This is a genomic window from Brucella sp. NBRC 12950, assembly GCF_030268145.1.
Taxonomy (GTDB): domain Bacteria; phylum Pseudomonadota; class Alphaproteobacteria; order Rhizobiales; family Rhizobiaceae; genus Brucella.
In genome coordinates, this window is the sequence record NZ_BSQC01000021.1 from 59,313 (window position 1) to 73,481 (window position 14,169).

The following is a 14,169-nucleotide window of genomic DNA, read 5'->3' on the forward strand; positions in this document are numbered from 1 at the left end:
TTTGCTTTTGATTCGAAGTCGAGGACATGCGTGTCTTGTTTCCAGCAGTATACCGGGCCGAGATTGCAGATTGCTAGTCAAGTGCGTTGCGACCTTAACTGCTCTGTATTGCCGAATGAGCCAGGGTGGAATTGTTGGCAACCCATATATCGATCTGTTCAAAGCTTCTTTTAAGCCATTATTTTTATGGGCTATTTCAACTTTGGCCATTTCTGAGCGCCATGAATGACGGTAATAATTTCAATTACTCCGGAATGTATCCGGTAAGCGATGACGTATGGAATATCTGCAAAGACATATTCGCGGGTGCCTTTGATGCGACCTGGCCGCCCCATTGCGGGGTGGCTCGATAGGTTGTCGACAGCCGATACTATGCGTGCCACAATTTGAGCGTCGGCATCTGGATAGTCTTTCGCTATATAGTCACCAATTTGGTCTAGTCGACAAACCGCTCGGCGCGTCCATCATAACGTCAGAACTGGCATGCGGTACGACGATCCTCAGGTGCTTGGCCAAGACACGACCCAAATCCCCTGCTGTGGCGAAGTCTTGGCTATCAGCTTCAGCGAGACCTGCTTAAATTCCGCCAATTGCCATTCTTCCCGCATTGCGTAATTTTCGATGTCTTGCGCGGCCAAACAGGCACGTGATCGATCGGACAGCGCCGCGATTTCATCGAGTTTCCGGATGAAATCATCCTGTACGCGAACTGTCAAAGCAGCAGTCATGACCTATTCTCCTTGGTTCGGTTAGATTGTTAGTGAACCATTGTGGTTCGTCAAGGATCATACGGTTTTGTTGCGTGTCATCTGCATTCGTTAGCGTTTGAGTTTTGATTGTAATAATCAGGGCATTTGCTTATTTTGATGACCAGTCAAGAAAATGAGGATAGGCATTAAGCTATGCGCGCCAAGACATCCTCGCATCCCGAGATCTATTAAGATCGGCCGTGACCGAATAAGTCACTATGCATCAATTCCCGCCGACAACCTTAATAGTATCCTTAGCGGCCTGCACAGCGCTTCAGTGCTATGCATTTTCTTTACGTATTAGTCCAACTGCAATGGCCATTTCTGAGCGCCATGGAAAACAGTAATAATTTCCACTACCCCGGACTGTAGCCGGTATACGATAATATACGGAATGTCTCCCAATGGATATTCGCGAGTGCCTTTTATACGCCCCACCCGTCCCATTGAAGGATAACTTGCTATATTATCGACGGCCAACACAATCCGCGTTACAATTTGAGCAGCAGCATCGGGATTGTCTTTTGCGACATAGTTACCTATCTGGTCGAGTCGACGAATGGCGCGGTGCGTCCAGCGTAACGTCGAAGCACTCATGCGCTGCGGCCGGTTTTTACGTACTTTTCTATTACGTTGCCTAGTTCTTCCGCAGTGGCGAATTCTTGGCGATCAGCTTCAGCCAGCCCTGCATGAATCTCCGCCAATTGCCACTCTTCCCGAGCCACATAGTCTTCAATGGCTTGTGCAGCCAGATATGCACGTGATCTATCAGACAGCGCAGCAATTTTATCGAGTTTTCTGACGATGTCATCCTGAACACGAACTGTGAACGCAGCAGTCATGATGCAACTCTCCTTGGTTCACTCAGATTATCTATGAACCATCACGGTTCGTCAAGACAAGCTCGTATTGCTGCGCTTCTCGCAATCACTCGTATTTGTAATTTCCACATAACAATCGAGAGCGTTCGAGGCTTGAGTGTCAGTCAAGATTCTCGGAGACTTCTCACGCCACCAGCAGTTTAGTCCCTCGCCTTGAAGTATGCTGCATATTGTCGGAATTTATCTATCAGCCTGAATTCTTCGTAATTCTTCACTCCGACAGTCAAATCGGCAAACTGGACGGGCGCGCTGTAGTTTAGATCAAATGCAATATCGCGTTCCAGGGTTTCTGAAAGTTTCTATGCGCTTAGTGAGAGATGATCCATTTGCTGCTAAATCTAATTTCGTTGGAAGGTAAATCAACGAAAGGCTGGATGGCACAAAGCTTCCTGCGGATCGAACGTCACTTGCGCCAGCCATGCATAACAATACCAGTATCATCGTCTTGGCATTACCCAAACAGCAATGACAAGCATCAGCAGCGTGGCAGAAATTATGCTCTCGATTGTATAGAACCAATGCATGCTGAACTCGTCCACTTCAGTATAATCTAAACTTCAGTGCTTCACGCAAGCTGTGTGGGGTGTTGGCCATTCGTCCTTCCCATCCCTCACTTACGTCTGTCTTTTAATGATAACAAATCGGACTGCGGCCACCAGGACGACTATACGCGCTTCGTCCACCACACAGACGACCATTACGCATCAGATCATACGGGCAGTCACAGGTCCCAACATAAGCAGAGCGGACAGGTTGCCCGGACCGCCTTACGAGAACACCGCGCGCCGGTGGCGTTGGCGCATTGGTCATTGGAGCACGCGCGGTTCTTGTTTCGGTGGCAAGTTGCTTCTGAGATAAGTATTTTTCTGAAACCCAGCCCACATGATTGGCGTAGGAGACACTGAACCAGCCGCTTCTGTAATTCAGAACCTTCACAGTCGCACCCCGGCTCATTGTCGTAATAATCTGAGCCGAAGTCGATGGCTCAACCCGCATGTTCACACGGCTAATCGCATAAAGCCACGTCCCAACAAAAGGATGTTGATTGGTCGCCTTTGCTCGCTCATCTGAGTTTCGATGGGATGTTGTCTGCAAAAAGCCAAAAGCCGCTTCCTGTTGTTGTGAAGCCACGGGCTTTTGTGATTCACTGGAAGGAGAAACAGGAACAGGCGGCGACGCCGGCCTAGGCGTGTCGTCGCCAAACACCTTCACAATGATAAAAATGGCTGCAGCGCCAATGATCCAGTTTTTAGTTTTCGACACTGACAATTCCCCAATCCCCAACCGGATCAAAGCAAAATTGTCAGTGCCTGTCGAGTTTAAAGCTTTGGGACTGCCTCACGCATCAATCCGCATCAGAGGTTCCGGGCTTAAGCTCGTTAAATTTCGCAGCCATTGTCGGATTACCACGCGTGAGGCACTTGACCGTCAGATCCTCAGCCTTGTCATATACGAGTCGAAGATTATTAGCTGACTTGTGAAGTGCCTCTTTCGTCTTTTCCAGATCTTTGATGGCTTCATCAATCCGTTTGGCTGCTTCTTCGAAACCATCTGAAGCCAGACGCCAGTTTCGCCCGAAAGCAGATTTGAAATCTTCAACTCGACATCTTCGGCAGAATGGTGGAATGGCGTGAAACCATGCGAAGTCCATCCTTCTTTATGTTGGATGGGTATTTCGCAGCTCCATCAGATGCCTGGTCAGATTCGCCTGACCGAAAGGCAGATACCATTGAAGCATAGTATCGCGACCAGCTATAATCTCCTCACGAGATCGCAGGAGTTCGAAGGCGGCTAATCTGATCCCGGTAATCGTGGCTCCCCTCTCGATGCTCGAACCATCGCGCATGGTAAGCAGAAACGCGGTTTCACGCAACGACCGCTTCTGACGCTTTCCAGCCGAGCGCGCCTCTTAACAAAGGGCGCAGTCCCTATCCTATCCTGCTCGTGTAGCATTTCATGTCTTTTCGCGACCCGCGCTTCTCTCCCGGATCGGCACTCAGCCCTCCCATGATGGGTTCCAGTAGATGAAGTGATCCAATCTATGCTGCATCCTGATGACGGATCATCGGTATAAGCGACGCCGCGAACTCACATCACCACCGTCCGGGAAGGACGTTTTCCGCTGCTGCACGGAAATCTGCGCGGTGAAGGCTTTTTTGATTGCCAGTTCAACCGATCCGGATATCGCATCGTCCCGACGCTCGAAGGAAAGCAGTAACCCGTCAGTGCCGATGACTGCGGTCGAGCATGGAACATTCAACGCGTTGCCTTTGGATATTGATGTTTCCATCATCTGTCGGTGATGTGAAGCCGAAAGCGTTTGTTTTAGGCAGGTCATTTCACTATACATTTTCGGTGGCGACCGCCGTTTGTTGGCGGCCGTCCACAATGCTGAATGATTAGGATGCCCTGATCCGCGTCTGGCTCAAGGCGGTGAGTAGTGCTTCGGCAGCCTCACCGGAAGACCCAGGGTTCTGCCCGGTGATGAGTTGGCCATCCACGACTGTGTGGACGCCCCAGTCCTTCACCTTGGAAAACACCGCACCTTGGGCGATGAGTACGTCCTCGACCAGGAAAGGGACCACCTTGGTCAGACCAACGCCTTCTTCTTCAGTGTTGGTGAAACCTGTGAGGTAGCGTCCCTGAGCGAACGGCGAACCATCGGCATTCTTGACATGGCGCAGTACACCAGGAGCATGGCAAACCAGAGCTATGGTCTTGCCGGCAGTGATGAAGGATTCGATTAACGCGATGGAATTCGTGTCTTCAGCCAGATCCCACATCGGGCCGTGACCGCCTGGATAGAAAACCGTGTCGAAGTCCTTCTGGTCGACGCTGTCGAGGCGCACCGTATGGGCGAGCTGCGCGTTCGCATCAACGTCTGCCTTGAAGCGGGCTGTCAGTTCCGTCTGAAACATCGGCTCGTCACTCTTCGGATCAAGCGGTGGCTGGCCGCCTTTTGGCGAGGCGAGCGTGATCTCGGCGCCAGCATCCTTGAAGACGTAATAGGGAGCGGCCAACTCCTCAAGCCAGAAACCGGTCTTGCGTCCGGTGTCGCCGAGCGTGTCGTGCGAAGTCAGTACCATGAGAACTTTCATCGTCTTATCCTTTGATGGTTGCGGCCGGATCGGCCTGGCTTGTCGATCAGCGCTGCTGGCCTTTCGATGAAGTGATCATGTCATCTGCAGAGATATTTTAGAAATTTACTTATTGGATTTTAGATATTCACACGGCATTATATCTAGATGAAATACGATCTGAACCTTCTCCCCGTGTTCCTGGCCCTCATGGAAGAGCGAAGCGTTACGCGTGCCGCCAGCCGTCTCGGCATCACACAGCCCGCGCTGTCGAATTCGCTCAACCGGCTGCGTGACATGCTGAAAGATCCACTGTTTATCCGGGAACGGTACGGAATAAGGCCAACACAGCTTGCCGAAGAGATCGCGCCAACCCTCGAGGCAGCCCTGGCACAGATCGACAATCTTGTCGTCCATCAGCAGGGTTTCGATCCGGCAAGTGCGGAGCGGTTGTTCCTGATCGCGCCGAACAGTTACGTAGAATTGGTCCTGATGCCGGCGCTTGTAGCGAGGCTGCGGGAACATGCTCCAGGGATCAAGCTTCGCATGACCCCATACGGCAACGATCTGGCCGAGACCGGCGTCATCTCAGGGACGACCGCCATGGTGCTGGGACGGGTCATCGATCCGCCGGACAACCTCGTCGTCCAGCATCTGATGGACGATGGGCTTGCCTGCATTGTGCGCCGTGACCATCCGGACGTTGGTGATAGACTAACCCGAGAACGCTATGAGAGCTTTAAGCACGTTAACGTCCTTCCGCCGGGTCGCATTAAGGCTGGTGTTTTCCAAGCCCTCGGGCAACAAAACCTCAAACGTGAGGTCGCCGTTTCCGTGACGCATTTCCTTGCAGTTCCCGAGATGGTCGCTGTGACCGACTACTGCGCTACGCTTCCACGGCTGATCTGCCGCAGCCTCGAGCGTGACCCTCGTCTGAAGATCATTGAAGCGCCTGTCGATCTCGGAACATTCCCGGTCGAAATGGCCTGGCATGTGAGATATCGCCACGATCCCGCACACAGGTGGCTCAGAGGCGTGCTGAGTGAACTCGCCAAAGACTTGGTCCCCTCCTAGAAACAGGCGCTGCGTTTCACAAAAAGCGATACAGCATTCGCATTGAACCAAATTACACCACCGCCCCGTGGTAGAAGCGGCGATCTCAATCCTGGCTCTTAAGAAGAAGTTTATCAGCTGTAAGGCGAGTACGCCGACGGCGCTATAGCGCGCCGAGGGTCGGTGGGTCCTTTGTGTCAGTGGCCGATGACCTGCCCAGTCGAGAGCCGAGGGCCCGGTGTGAAGCCGCGATACTTGGCTGACCATGCGGTGAAAAATCCGACAGTCAGGAATACGGTCAGTGCCCATGGAAGCGACGAAGCACCCCATGTATCGAGAAGCAGGCCGCCGATCACTCCACCTCCTGCGATCGCTCCGTTCCAAGCAACAACATTCATTGACAATGCTACGTCCGCTCCGTCACCGGCGGTGTCAGCCAACGCAGTTTGAAGGAGTGTCGCGGCCCCTCCAAAAGTGACGCCCCATATCACGACACCTATGAAAAGAACCACTGGAGAATCTACCCATACTCCGAATGCGATTGATGTAGCAGCAAAGGCGAGCAGGCTCGTGAGGACCGCCTTTCGCAGATAGCGGTCTACGAGTTTGCCAGCAATCCAGATACCCATTAATGCAGCCACGCCGAATGCAAGCAGTACAAGGTCAACGCGATCTGGGGGCGGCACAATATTAGTTCAAAATCGTACGTTTAGATCGAACGAAAAAGGAACGCGTTATTCTGCTGGCTTTAAACGTTGCCGCCACATATGATCACCCAAAGTCTGCGATATGACCTTGGAAGTTCTTGCTCGGAAATCGCAGCTAATGCCAATGCTCCGCTCGGCTCCGCCTGTATTCCGGTTTCGCGAGCCATAAGCGCTTGCGCTTCAATGACGCCTGCGTCTGATGCTGCAAGAGTACGGACCCCGATTTTCTGCAGAATGCTAAAAGCAAGAGAGCCTATTTCGGTAACTCTCAAAGCGTCACATATGGTCTGCTCTTGAGCTACGATCTCCACAGGATGCGACACGTTAAAAGCAGCATACAGGCGAGGATAATGCTCAGGCTCAGCTACATAGATATCATTTTCGAGTCCACTGATCCGTAGCCCCAATGATGTTCCTGCCGCTAAACCGCCGCCGCCGCAAGCGACGACAATAGCATCGTCGGGAGAACCATCATCCTTCATTGCACGAGCTAGCTCCACGCCAAGGGAACAGCTACCGACAAGCATCGATGCGTCCCTGAATGGATGCAACAATGGTAATCAGCGATCAAAGAAATGTTGTTCTGGTTGGTGGCAGGGGAACAGGAAAAAGCCATCTGGCCATTGCAATTGCGCGTGCGCTCATCCGTAACAGCACGCGTGGCCGTTTCTTCAATGTAGTTGATCTGGTCAATCGCCTTGAAACTGAAACACGCAACGGGAAGCAAGGCAGAACCGCGGAATATCTCAACCGTCTCGACTTTGTTATTCTCGACGAGCTGGGTTACTTGCCATTCGCTCAGGCAGGAGGACAGTTGCTGTTCCACCTTATAAGCAAGCTCTACGAGCGAACCTCAATTATCGTTACGACCAATCTGGCGTTCGGCGAGTGGCCCACCGTCTTTGGTGATGCCAAAATGACAACCGCACTTCTAGATCGCCTGACGCACCATTGCGAAATCGTAGAGACAGGCAACGATTCATGGCGCTTTAAAAACCGCTCTTAAAGCTAAAGCCGAAAGAGCTAATCACCCGCACTCGGCCTACCCTTTGCAACCCCGGCCGGCGTCGGGCAGGCCAAGTGCTAATCCGTAATCAGGGGGTTAATATTGGATAAGTAAAAGGGGTGAATATTCCGTTCCGATTGACAGCTTGCGCATCTGAGCCTGAGGGCGATTTGAGGCGAGTAGCGAACAACCCATCTGTTCAATGTTGCATGATCGACGCATACGCACGTTCGGCCAGAATTTCCTGAAGGTCACGATAGGAGGCGGGGTAGCGCACGTAAAAGAAGACCGCGTGCAGAATGACACTTTTAGGGAAATGAGTTCCCTTAAAATCGACTGTCATTCGCAGCCACCTCGCTCATTTATTCACAATGACCGGCTTATAGATCTGTGAACATGAAAATTTGCAACACTACCCGTCGGCACCCGGGTAGGAACGGAGTTCAGCGCGGTCGTGGGGAATGAACAGACCCGTTTCGGCATCGACTAGCCCCAGGACCAGAGGGCGTCCGGTTTCACGATCGACCATTTCAACGGGCGGCGCTCCGAGGCCGGTAGCGTCCCAGCGATCCCCCCATTCGCGTAACGCGACATTAACCTTCCAAATGTCCAGGCCCTTAGGGGTAAGGCGATATTCGTCCCTGGGCGGACGTTCATGATAGCGCACACGTTGAACGATCCTATGTTCGACAAGAAGCTTCAAGCGTGCCGCAAGTGTTGCTGCTGGAATTCCTGTACTGGAACGCAGATCGTCGTAGCGACAAAAACCCAAGGACAGGTCTCGAATTAATAGCAACGTCCACCGGTCGCCGATCATATCAAGCGCACCGGCGATCGAGCAGGGCATTCCAGCTCTCAGGAAACAACCGCCCGACCGCTCCCCAACCTTCCCAGTCGCTAGTAGTTTGAAAAGCTAAATGACTGCTTTCAGAAAACTTTTCGGAAGCTCGAACGTCCGACATGAAGGCGCATCACTGACGTTCTTATTGGATGTAGCTAACGACGGCCTTCTGCCAAAATTTGCAATTAGACGTATTGCCAAGACGATCTGTAACCTGCCTTTAGCTCTCCGCCTTGCGCACAGATTTAATTTTGTCTCAGAAATTCAATTCTGAGATTAGCACATATATTTCCTTCATCTCGAGCGCTCGGGGCGCTAGAGCCTTGCCAGCACCTTTAGACTACAAAATGTGGGAACGATACGACTACACGCTTGTTCTCTATACACTCAAAGTCGAGAAGGAAAAATAGGTTATTCGTATTAAGCACAACTTCAGGCTGCATCGCGCTGTTGTCATAAAGCGAACTGCGGCTAATGTATATCCAGCCGGATATTCCGGAACACACGACTCGAGAGGTTTGAAATAATGACCGTCGTCCTTGCTACCGTTTGCCAAGATGGAGTAGTGCTTGGCTCTGACTCTCAGATTACCGAAAAGGGGAGAGGCATGACATACCCGGCCGAGAAGCTGCACCCTTTGGGAGAGCTAGCGGCTTGGGGCGGAAGTGGCGCGCGATCAGTGCTGTTCGACGTCAAACGGTGTTTCAATGAAAACAGTGCGGCTATTCTGGAGGCCCCGGATATCGGCCGCGCGTTGCAAGAACAGGTGCTCCCGATCCTGCGCCATCACTACGACACGTTCATCTCGGACGTTCCGGGCGAGGAAGGTGGCGGCTCGCCATCGGCCTACGTGATGGCTGCCGGGTGGCGCAAAGGTGAGCCGTGGATCGTTGAGATAACACCTTCTGGCATGATCGGGCACTACGCTGATATCGGATTCCACGCGATCGGCAGCGGTGCGGCAATGGCACAGCAAGCCGGCTCGCTTCTGTCTCACTATAATTTGACCGAGCGGTCGCTGCGCTTCGGTTGCGCGGCCGTCCTGCGTGTTTTGGAAGCGCTTGACCTTACGTCCCCCACCGTCGGTAAGCCATTCAGTCTATGTCGTATCGACCAGGACGGTGCGCACCACCTCAGTGACAAAGAGATTGAGCAGGTGACTAAGGACGTGCGTCGATGGGAGGAAGCCGAACAAGCCGTAATCGACAAAATGTTCGAGTGACCAGCCTTGATGCAAATGGTTATGTCGCAAATTTATCATGATGTTAGAAGCGGCCTGAACTTCAGACGCAATTATGCTGCGAGCTCCGCAAAGACTTCAAATGGCGAGCGGTTGTCATTTGCGAACTGCTTCTTACGGATCATATGCGCCACTTCAATGCCCGCGATTGTCGCTGAGGCCGAATGAAAGGCGCCGTAACGTTAACCTGCTTACGGACATATCCCGGACTTTGAAGCTGCTTTTATGCAGATTGCAGGCCAGCGATATCGCGCCAGATAGTATTGGCGGTTTGGCGCAGCTCGCGGTGAATGGCAGAGGTGAAGCGGTCACGGGGGAAATGGTGAAGGTTGTAGATCGGGTCGTGAATGGATGCGAAACGCTGCAAGTGTCGTACTGACTTGAAACGCTTCATGACCCGTTCTCGTCGTCTTATGGGTTGATGAGAATTCTCAGCCCGATTGTTCAAGCCCTTATGCTGGCGATGATCACAGAGCGTGAGGCCGATCTCCCGATTGGCAGCACCATAAGATCCCAGTTTATCCGTGACCATGACGCGGGGAACTGCGCCCTGACCTGACAGCAACTTCCGAATGAAACGCCTCGCAGCCCTGGTATCGCGACGCTTCTGGACCAGCACTTCCAGCACAAAGCCATCCTGATCAACGGCGCGCCACAGAAAGTGCCGTTCGCCGTTGATCGTCACGACAGCCTCATCAAGGTGCCATTTGTCGCCAAAGCGCGGTGTGCGGCGACGGATTGTACTGGCATAGTCTCGTCCGAACTTTTCAGCCCATTCGCGCACGGTCTTATGGGTGACGATGATCCCTCGGTATGCCAGCATGTCCTCGACCATGCGAAAGCTCAGCGGAAACCGGAAATACAGCCACACTGCTTCAGCGATAATCTCAGGCGCAAAGCGGTGGCGGTGGTAAAGCGAGGAGCGACGGTCGTGCATGCCCTCTTATCCACTGCTGAGATTTACATCAAAGTTAACGTTACGGTGCCAGCCATTCTCAGCCATAGTCGATAATTTTAGATAAGCTGTACCAAAAGAAGTCCAGAAATATAGCGCGAATACGCCAATCAGATACAGGCTAAAGAATTACAACATTGCATTCTCAAATCTGTCCGATGCAGACAAGTGAATTGTCGGAATTCTCCCTCAAACCTCAGATATCTCAGACATACTAATCGTAGCATTTTGTCTGAGACCAAATTCTTCTCGCTATTCAACAAGCCAATCAACGGACCAATTTCTTCACAGGCAGAACTCTAATGCCCTCGTTCAAGTAATTTCCGTCTTATATTTTCCGGTGTTCGCCCGTCTCCGGTGATCTCCAACGCCGGCGATCCTTATACCATTCCTCAAAAACCTTCTTGGTAACGAATATCAAGCAACCAATTAAAGGAACCATCAATGTTCGAAATATTTCTGTAGTATCCATTTTATTGCTCTGTCGACCCGCTTTTGAGGTATTGATCAGTCACCTTCACACGGACTCGATAGTAAAAGCACAAACTGGGTGCCCCAACCGAGCAATCAGCTTTGTCAGCTGGTAAAAACCTTTGAGGGCGTCAACCAGCAATGACTTCTCCCGATTACTTAGGAGTTGCAGATCGACGCCCAAATCCAAACGCTAGTCCGCCGAAGTTGCCGGCTTGCTCATCGATAGTGGCATTGACAATGTCAGAATAACTGCATCGCCTTCGGCCCGGTTTTCCGCTGCGAACTCATGGAAATATTTAACGCGAGCAGAAAGCGGCGTCTCGCCCAGTTCAAAGTTCCAGCCCATAGTTGCACCAATGGCGGCCACACGGCCCTTGAACGGAACTGCAGCCCCATCCCCACTATCGCCAGAAAGCTGCTGATAGTAATAGCCAACCAAGCCTGCATCGAATTTGGCATTGATATGTTTTACGGCAGCCCATTCCAGATGGAACTCATTGCCGGTTCTATAGTCGGTAGCAGGATTTTCCGCGTTGAAGGTCATCCCGACCACACCAGAAAGATCCCAACCGATAGCAGGGTCCAGCCAGGTTCCGGCGGCATATATGTCAGCGCCCCAATGGTGAAACGCTATGTTGGAAATCTCGCCATCCTGATAGTCGCCAATAGGCACATTGACTATTGTGCCGACCTGATAATGGAAATTACCGGTCTGCCAGCCGAGAAATCCGCTAACAATAGGATCGCCCATGGTAAAGACCGTATCCCGAACGCCCCTCGAGACCTCGCCGACGCGCGGACCATTCAAAACGACATCGGCTTCAGTCTTCTTCCAGCCAAATGGCAGCGATGCACCCAAACCGAGAGACCCTCCGGCAATAGTTTCCGGCAAAACCCACAGCACTGTCGGAATATCGATGGCTGCAATACCCGTCACACCGACGGCCAACTTACCACCCGTCGGAAGGCTTTTATTTCCGCCAAGTTCCCCACGATAATAATAGAAATCGTTCTGGAAATAGACCCCCGGAGGAGGTGTTATGCCCGCTGCGGGGCCCTTCGATCCTAACAGGTAGAAACCCGCCCCTCCTTCCGCACTCATCGCAACAGACGGAACAAGAAACGTTCCCGCAAGTGCCCCTAGTGCCAGCATATCCAGAGAAATTCGACTCATGACATCCCCTCAACCACGAGCAAAATGCTCTGTATTCTTTACGAATCTGCGCACACTAATTTTTAACAATACTCGTTTCTTTTTGCTTTTCACGCAATGTTTAATAAGTACGTTACGGTAAATCCCGACCGACGAAGATCGTCGTATTTCAACTTTTAAAAACAGTGGCTCGACGCGACGATCATTCAACGGCTTAGACAAGCTCGATAATCAGTTCTGTACCGTCGGCTTGGGCAGCTCTGCCCTCGTCTGCCCAATCTGGATTTGATCCATAATGACATTGGCAACGATACGTGGAACGCTCATTCCTTCCAGCTCGTTGCCGATAGCCTGATGCAGACCGGGATTAGACTGCGTTACATCCTTCAACTCCGCTGTCCCTTCAGTGGGCTTCAGCTGAACGAGCGCCGCCAAACGAAATCCAACTGCCAGATCGTTCCGCGGCGGCAATTGATTGGCAAACAACAATACATCATGCCAGTTGCCACGCCGGGCAGCGTCAAGCGCGAGAACTGTACGCGCTTTCAATGCCGTATTGCGCTTCTGCTGTTCACTTTCGTTAATCAAAGCAATGGCTTGATCCCAGTTCTGGTTAGCAAACAAGGCAAGTGCCAGAGTCGCCTTTACCTCCAGGTTATTGGGATTAAGAGCTACGGCGCGCTTTCCAGCGTCCAGCGCATCTTCTATCCTGCCCTTACGAAAATTAGCTTCCATCAGGGCAAATTCGGCTCGATCTGACCATGGTGCGATAGAGACAGCCTCCTGAGCAAGTTCCAGGCTACGGTCGAGCACATCTTTGGCGATAACCGACCCGCTGGAATTGACAAGGACGCGGGAAAGAGCAGCCATCGCGTCCGTCTGTCGCGGATCATACTTCAGCGTCCGTTCAAGACAATTTTGGGTGTCTGATTGTACCTGACCTTTCGCCAACGATACTTCTGCTTTCAGAACACAGACGTTGCCAAAGAACTGGCTCTTCACATCCGTAGCGATCCGACTATTGATTACGCCCGTTGAGGCGGCCAACTTTTGTGAAAGCCCGGACGACAGTTCCGCCCGCACCTGCTGCGCAGTCAATCCTGGTCCCAGCACTTCTTCAACACCTGAACTCACAATGACGTTCTTGACGTCGTCATTGACCTGCCACCAGATGCTTCTGGTCTGGTCTTCAACCCGATACCGCATGCGTACCGTATAGGCGGGAAGTCGCATCTGAGGATCAATGGAACCTTTATCGTTGGAACGAAGTGCTAGTGTGTGAAAATTGCCCAGCGCGATCAGCAATGAATCGCGAACACTTTCAGCCTCTCGATCAAAGACAGGGTTGTCGGGGCTAAAATCGATTGCAATCGTCGGCTTGACTGTATCCGTCGAACGATTGGTCAGAAAATAAACAAGTGCTAAAGAGCTTAACAATGCGAAACTGGCAACTGCCAGATCGAGATATTTAAAACGACGCCTTAATGTTACGGGCCGCGTTGAAGGTGGCGGAATCGGGGCTTGCCCCACAAGAGAATCCGAAGTTGCCTCTTCGGCATCGTCACGACGGTTGAACACCAGTGCATACTTGCCCTTTGGCAGCTCGATCTCTATCGACTTTTCTCTGCCGAAAGCCTCATAATACTGAACGAGCGCAGCGCGCAAGCGGCTGACTTCGATACGGACGATCGGATCGATAGAAGGATCGAAGCACTCTGGCCGCCCAAGGACATCAATCGCTATTGAATATCCTTTCACTCCGTCGTCGCAGCCCGCAAAATGAAGGCCCGCGATGTAGTTGAGTATTGCTCTGCCCCGATCCGTGGCACGGAACCGCTTGTCCGCAGCCAGGTCAGCCAGCGCAGATTTAATTTCCTCATCTGAGATTTCTCGGTCATCAAACGCATCACTATTCAGTGCCATACCACCCCTCGCGGACCTGACATGAGAATAAATTAGCTGTTTGGAATTAAAATAAACCTCAGACGAATATTGTCAATATTCTCGTCTAATTGAAGAACAATGTTTCATTT

The 14,169-nt window shown here is 51.9% G+C and carries 15 protein-coding genes and 5 pseudogenes; 3 read left to right on the top strand and 17 right to left on the bottom strand.

Annotated features, from left to right (window positions below; translation table 11 throughout):
• Nucleotides 1–191 precede the first annotated feature (191 nt).
• From QSJ70_RS25320 to QSJ70_RS25355, 8 genes and pseudogenes are all read right to left on the bottom strand, one after another.
• Nucleotides 192–452: pseudogene (locus QSJ70_RS25320) on the bottom strand (type II toxin-antitoxin system RelE/ParE family toxin); the annotation flags it as partial.
• A gap of 48 nt (nt 453–500) precedes the next feature.
• Nucleotides 501–728, bottom strand: coding sequence for a CopG family ribbon-helix-helix protein (locus tag QSJ70_RS25325; protein ID WP_285540729.1), 228 nt, complete (start codon nt 726–728; stop codon nt 501–503).
• Nucleotides 729–1,049: 321 nt separating this feature from the next.
• On the bottom strand, nt 1,050–1,346 hold the full coding sequence (locus tag QSJ70_RS25330; protein WP_285540731.1) for a type II toxin-antitoxin system RelE/ParE family toxin: 297 nt from the start codon (nt 1,344–1,346) through the stop codon (nt 1,050–1,052).
• Nucleotides 1,343–1,591 (bottom strand): CopG family ribbon-helix-helix protein, encoded by a 249-nt coding sequence (locus QSJ70_RS25335; RefSeq protein WP_215779855.1) that lies wholly within the window; start codon nt 1,589–1,591, stop codon nt 1,343–1,345. The genes QSJ70_RS25330 and QSJ70_RS25335 overlap by 4 nt, the downstream gene beginning before the upstream one ends.
• Before the next feature lie 666 nt (nt 1,592–2,257).
• Nucleotides 2,258–2,893, bottom strand: coding sequence for an SH3 domain-containing protein (locus tag QSJ70_RS25340; RefSeq protein WP_285540733.1), 636 nt, complete (start codon nt 2,891–2,893; stop codon nt 2,258–2,260).
• Between the two features lie 82 nt (nt 2,894–2,975).
• A complete protein-coding gene (locus QSJ70_RS25345; RefSeq protein ID WP_252349185.1) occupies nt 2,976–3,281 on the bottom strand; it encodes a DUF2130 domain-containing protein in 306 nt (101 codons plus the stop codon).
• 411 nt (nt 3,282–3,692) lie between these two features.
• On the bottom strand, nt 3,693–3,980 hold the full coding sequence (locus QSJ70_RS27725; RefSeq protein ID WP_352231027.1) for a heme-binding protein: 288 nt from the start codon (nt 3,978–3,980) through the stop codon (nt 3,693–3,695).
• A 49-nt stretch (nt 3,981–4,029) separates the two neighbouring features.
• On the bottom strand, nt 4,030–4,728 hold the full coding sequence (locus QSJ70_RS25355; RefSeq protein ID WP_215779853.1) for a type 1 glutamine amidotransferase domain-containing protein: 699 nt from the start codon (nt 4,726–4,728) through the stop codon (nt 4,030–4,032).
• Nucleotides 4,729–4,875: 147 nt separating this feature from the next.
• Here QSJ70_RS25355 and QSJ70_RS25360 point away from each other — a divergent pair, with 147 nt between their 5' ends.
• The gene (locus QSJ70_RS25360; RefSeq protein ID WP_285540740.1) at nt 4,876–5,781 is read left to right on the top strand and encodes a LysR family transcriptional regulator; all 906 of its coding nucleotides are present in this window, start codon (nt 4,876–4,878) and stop codon (nt 5,779–5,781) included.
• A 176-nt stretch (nt 5,782–5,957) separates the two neighbouring features.
• On the opposite strand, the gene QSJ70_RS25365 is transcribed toward QSJ70_RS25360, so the two are convergent.
• Both QSJ70_RS25365 and QSJ70_RS25370 read right to left on the bottom strand, forming a co-directional pair.
• Nucleotides 5,958–6,446, bottom strand: coding sequence for an MFS transporter (locus QSJ70_RS25365; protein WP_285540741.1), 489 nt, complete (start codon nt 6,444–6,446; stop codon nt 5,958–5,960).
• 62 nt (nt 6,447–6,508) lie between these two features.
• Complete coding sequence (locus QSJ70_RS25370; protein ID WP_352231028.1) at nt 6,509–7,021, bottom strand: pyridoxal-phosphate dependent enzyme; 513 nt, start codon at nt 7,019–7,021, stop codon at nt 6,509–6,511.
• A 5-nt stretch (nt 7,022–7,026) separates the two neighbouring features.
• On the opposite strand from QSJ70_RS25370, the pseudogene QSJ70_RS25375 reads away from it, so the two are divergent.
• A pseudogene (locus QSJ70_RS25375) lies at nt 7,027–7,473 on the top strand (ATP-binding protein); the annotation flags it as partial.
• A gap of 164 nt (nt 7,474–7,637) precedes the next feature.
• Here the strand turns inward: QSJ70_RS25375 and QSJ70_RS25380 are convergent.
• Both QSJ70_RS25380 and QSJ70_RS25385 read right to left on the bottom strand, forming a co-directional pair.
• A pseudogene (locus QSJ70_RS25380) lies at nt 7,638–7,816 on the bottom strand (IS6 family transposase); the annotation flags it as partial.
• Between the two features lie 69 nt (nt 7,817–7,885).
• Complete coding sequence (locus tag QSJ70_RS25385; RefSeq protein WP_285540745.1) at nt 7,886–8,320, bottom strand: winged helix-turn-helix transcriptional regulator; 435 nt, start codon at nt 8,318–8,320, stop codon at nt 7,886–7,888.
• A gap of 601 nt (nt 8,321–8,921) precedes the next feature.
• Here QSJ70_RS25385 and QSJ70_RS25390 point away from each other — a divergent pair.
• Nucleotides 8,922–9,536 carry a proteasome protein gene (locus tag QSJ70_RS25390; RefSeq protein WP_352231029.1) on the top strand — a complete coding sequence of 205 codons (615 nt, stop codon included), beginning with the start codon at nt 8,922–8,924 and terminating at the stop codon, nt 9,534–9,536.
• A gap of 71 nt (nt 9,537–9,607) precedes the next feature.
• Here QSJ70_RS25390 and QSJ70_RS25395 read toward each other — a convergent pair.
• The 5 genes and pseudogenes from QSJ70_RS25395 to QSJ70_RS25410 form a co-directional block, all read right to left on the bottom strand.
• Nucleotides 9,608–9,733 (bottom strand): annotated as a pseudogene (locus QSJ70_RS25395) (IS6 family transposase); the annotation flags it as partial.
• A 44-nt stretch (nt 9,734–9,777) separates the two neighbouring features.
• Nucleotides 9,778–10,491, bottom strand: coding sequence for an IS6 family transposase (locus QSJ70_RS25400; RefSeq protein ID WP_285540749.1), 714 nt, complete (start codon nt 10,489–10,491; stop codon nt 9,778–9,780).
• Nucleotides 10,492–11,009: 518 nt separating this feature from the next.
• Nucleotides 11,010–11,167: pseudogene (locus QSJ70_RS27810) on the bottom strand (IS3 family transposase); the annotation flags it as partial.
• 6 nt (nt 11,168–11,173) lie between these two features.
• Complete coding sequence (locus QSJ70_RS25405; RefSeq protein ID WP_285540751.1) at nt 11,174–12,157, bottom strand: SphA family protein; 984 nt, start codon at nt 12,155–12,157, stop codon at nt 11,174–11,176.
• Nucleotides 12,158–12,367: 210 nt separating this feature from the next.
• Nucleotides 12,368–14,059: a tetratricopeptide repeat protein gene (locus QSJ70_RS25410; protein WP_285540753.1), complete on the bottom strand. Its 1,692-nt coding sequence runs from the start codon at nt 14,057–14,059 to the stop codon at nt 12,368–12,370.
• Between the last annotated feature and the right edge of the window lie 110 nt (nt 14,060–14,169).

Excerpts from the sequence above, each read along its gene's own strand:
- QSJ70_RS25400 (WP_285540749.1), bottom strand. The coding sequence starts at position 10,491 with ATGCACGACCGTCGCTCCTCGCTTTACCACCGCCACCGCTTTGCGCCT.
- QSJ70_RS25335 (WP_215779855.1), bottom strand. The coding sequence starts at position 1,591 with ATGACTGCTGCGTTCACAGTTCGTGTTCAGGATGACATCGTCAGAAAA.
- QSJ70_RS25360 (WP_285540740.1), top strand. The coding sequence starts at position 4,876 with ATGAAATACGATCTGAACCTTCTCCCCGTGTTCCTGGCCCTCATGGAA.
- QSJ70_RS27725 (WP_352231027.1), bottom strand. The coding sequence starts at position 3,980 with ATGTATAGTGAAATGACCTGCCTAAAACAAACGCTTTCGGCTTCACAT.
- QSJ70_RS25385 (WP_285540745.1), bottom strand. The coding sequence starts at position 8,320 with ATGCCCTGCTCGATCGCCGGTGCGCTTGATATGATCGGCGACCGGTGG.
- QSJ70_RS25410 (WP_285540753.1), bottom strand. The coding sequence starts at position 14,059 with ATGGCACTGAATAGTGATGCGTTTGATGACCGAGAAATCTCAGATGAG.
- QSJ70_RS25355 (WP_215779853.1), bottom strand. The coding sequence starts at position 4,728 with ATGAAAGTTCTCATGGTACTGACTTCGCACGACACGCTCGGCGACACC.
- QSJ70_RS25390 (WP_352231029.1), top strand. The coding sequence starts at position 8,922 with ATGACATACCCGGCCGAGAAGCTGCACCCTTTGGGAGAGCTAGCGGCT.
- QSJ70_RS25325 (WP_285540729.1), bottom strand. The coding sequence starts at position 728 with ATGACTGCTGCTTTGACAGTTCGCGTACAGGATGATTTCATCCGGAAA.
- QSJ70_RS25330 (WP_285540731.1), bottom strand. The coding sequence starts at position 1,346 with ATGAGTGCTTCGACGTTACGCTGGACGCACCGCGCCATTCGTCGACTC.
- QSJ70_RS25345 (WP_252349185.1), bottom strand. The coding sequence starts at position 3,281 with ATGGACTTCGCATGGTTTCACGCCATTCCACCATTCTGCCGAAGATGT.
- QSJ70_RS25405 (WP_285540751.1), bottom strand. The coding sequence starts at position 12,157 with ATGAGTCGAATTTCTCTGGATATGCTGGCACTAGGGGCACTTGCGGGA.